The sequence below is a fragment of the Acinetobacter sp. 1294243 genome (assembly GCF_000588015.1).
Classification (GTDB): Bacteria; Pseudomonadota; Gammaproteobacteria; order Pseudomonadales; family Moraxellaceae; genus Acinetobacter; species Acinetobacter pittii.
Genome location: NZ_JFXG01000045.1, coordinates 1 through 2,047, shown reverse-complemented (window position 1 = coordinate 2,047; position 2,047 = coordinate 1). Strand labels below are relative to the sequence as shown.

General features: G+C 38.2%; 3 protein-coding genes and 1 tRNA gene. 3 read left to right on the top strand and 1 reads right to left on the bottom strand.

The window, feature by feature from the left end; genetic code table 11:
- Together J655_RS24050 and J655_RS24045 are read left to right on the top strand one after the other, a co-directional pair.
- Positions 1-387 (top strand): AMP-binding enzyme (locus J655_RS24050; RefSeq protein ID WP_416201987.1); only part of this gene is annotated, 387 nt, incomplete at its 5' end.
- Positions 388-507: 120 nt separating this feature from the next.
- Positions 508-583, top strand: a tRNA-Lys gene (locus J655_RS24045).
- A 63-nt stretch (positions 584-646) separates the two neighbouring features.
- Here J655_RS24045 and J655_RS24040 read toward each other — a convergent pair.
- The gene (locus tag J655_RS24040) at positions 647-1,543 is read right to left on the bottom strand and encodes a LysR family transcriptional regulator (protein WP_005079244.1); all 897 of its coding nucleotides are present in this window, start codon (positions 1,541-1,543) and stop codon (positions 647-649) included.
- Between the two features lie 112 nt (positions 1,544-1,655).
- Here J655_RS24040 and J655_RS24035 point away from each other — a divergent pair.
- Positions 1,656-2,047 (top strand): SDR family NAD(P)-dependent oxidoreductase (locus tag J655_RS24035; RefSeq protein WP_032053429.1); only part of this gene is annotated, 392 nt, incomplete at its 3' end.

Genomic DNA, 2,047 nt, shown 5'->3' with positions numbered 1-2,047 from the left:
GAAGTTGAAAACATGGTGTGTGAATATGACAAGATCGCTGAAGCTGTGGTTTATGGCGTAGAAATTCCAAATACCAATGGTCGTGCAGGTATGGCAGCAATCACACTTGCTGATGGTGCTGAATTAAATGACACTGACTTAACAGAAATGGTGACTGTATTTAAAAAATGCTTACCTGCTTATGCGGTACCAGTGTTTTTACGTATACAGGCTAAAGTTGAAACCACAGGTACTTTTAAGTACCAAAAGAATAAATTGAAGGAAGATGCATTTAATCCAAGCAAAACTTCTGAACGTTTACTCGCTTTATTGCCTGGTGAAAGCAGTTACTGTGACATCACAACTGAAATTTTTGACAACATTCAGGCATATAAATACCGTTTTTAGTTCATTTTTTAGCTAAACAAGAGGAAATCGTGCTTTTTATAGGCAATCATGCAAATGTTTTTAAATTTCCTCTTGTGTTAGTTGAATAACTTGCTAAAATACGCGACATCAAAACGATACGGGTCGTTAGCTCAGTTGGTAGAGCAGCGGACTTTTAATCCGTTGGTCCCGCGTTCGAGTCGCGGACGACCCACCAAATTCTAAAAAGCCTCTCAGTTCGAGAGGCTTTTTTTATTGTTAATGTATTTTAGTTTTATGACTAAAAGATGACGATGCACTTCTTATATAGAACATCCCTAGCCCATTCCATAAAGATTTCCAAACGTTTAGGAATATAACTCCGGTTCGGATATAAAATATTAAGTGGAAGCGATTGAGCAGTATAGGCGCTTAGTACTTCAACTAAAGTTCCCTGCTCGATTTTATCCTGAACATCGTAGTATGGAAGTTGAATAATTCCCAAACCTGCAATAGCCGCTGCAATATAGGCTTCCGTATTATTCACGCTTAAAGCACTATCCATCATCACAGCTCCATCTTGATATGAAAATACGCCCTGTTTTTCTCCTACGGCTCCCGCATAGTTAATGAGTTTGTGTTGAGATAGATCTTCTAATTGTTCAGGAATACCGTACTGTTCTAAATAGTCAGCACTTGCACAGTTCACCATAATCAAGTTACCAACGAACTTCGCAATTAAACTACTATTATCTAGCTGCCCCACCCGAACAACACAATCGATTCCTTTCTCGATTAAGTCAGTGATGTCATCAGAGCTATGAAGTTGTAAATGGATATCTGGATAGCGACTATAAAAATCGGGAAGTTCAGGAATAATCACTTGGTGTACGATTCGGCTGGGCATTGAAATTTTTAGCGTGCCACGGTAATGCTGCTTTTGTGCCTGTATAAGCTGTTCGAGCTGTTCATAATCAAATAATAGATTTTGACACTCAGGTAATATTCGTTGTCCATCTTGAGTGAGACTTACTTTACGCGTAGTACGATGAAATAAGCGTACTCCATAGTGAGTTTCTAACTGTTGAATAGCACTCGTTACTGTCGAGCGAGGTAAATCAAGCTGATTTGCCACTTCACTAAAGCTTTGTCGTTTAGCGACTTCTGTAAAAATAAAAAATTGCTGCAACCGATCCATTTAATTGTTCGTATTTTTTGAATAGTTAAACCAAACTAGCATAATTGATCAAAAATTACCGCCAATCTAGACTAAAAACACATTAAAACAAGTCATCATAGGAACAACCATCATGACAACTCATACTCTGAAAGATAAAGTTGTACTGATTACGGGCGGTGCAAAAAACTTAGGTGGACTGATTAGCCGCAGGTTTGCAGAACAAGGCGCAAAAATTGCAATTCACTACAATAGCGCTGAAACTCAAGCAGATGCAGAACAGACACTTGCAGATGTAACAGCATTCGGTGTAGATGCCGTTTTAATTCAGGCAGACCTAACGGATATTGATAATATCGAAAAGCTATTCTTAGACACTAAGCAGCATTTTGGCGGAATTGATATTGCCATTAATACAGTTGGAAAGGTTTTAAAGAAATCTTTTTTAGATACCACAGAACAAGAGTTTGATAGCATGAGCGATATCAACTCAAAAATTGCCTATTTCTTTATTCAATCGGCAGG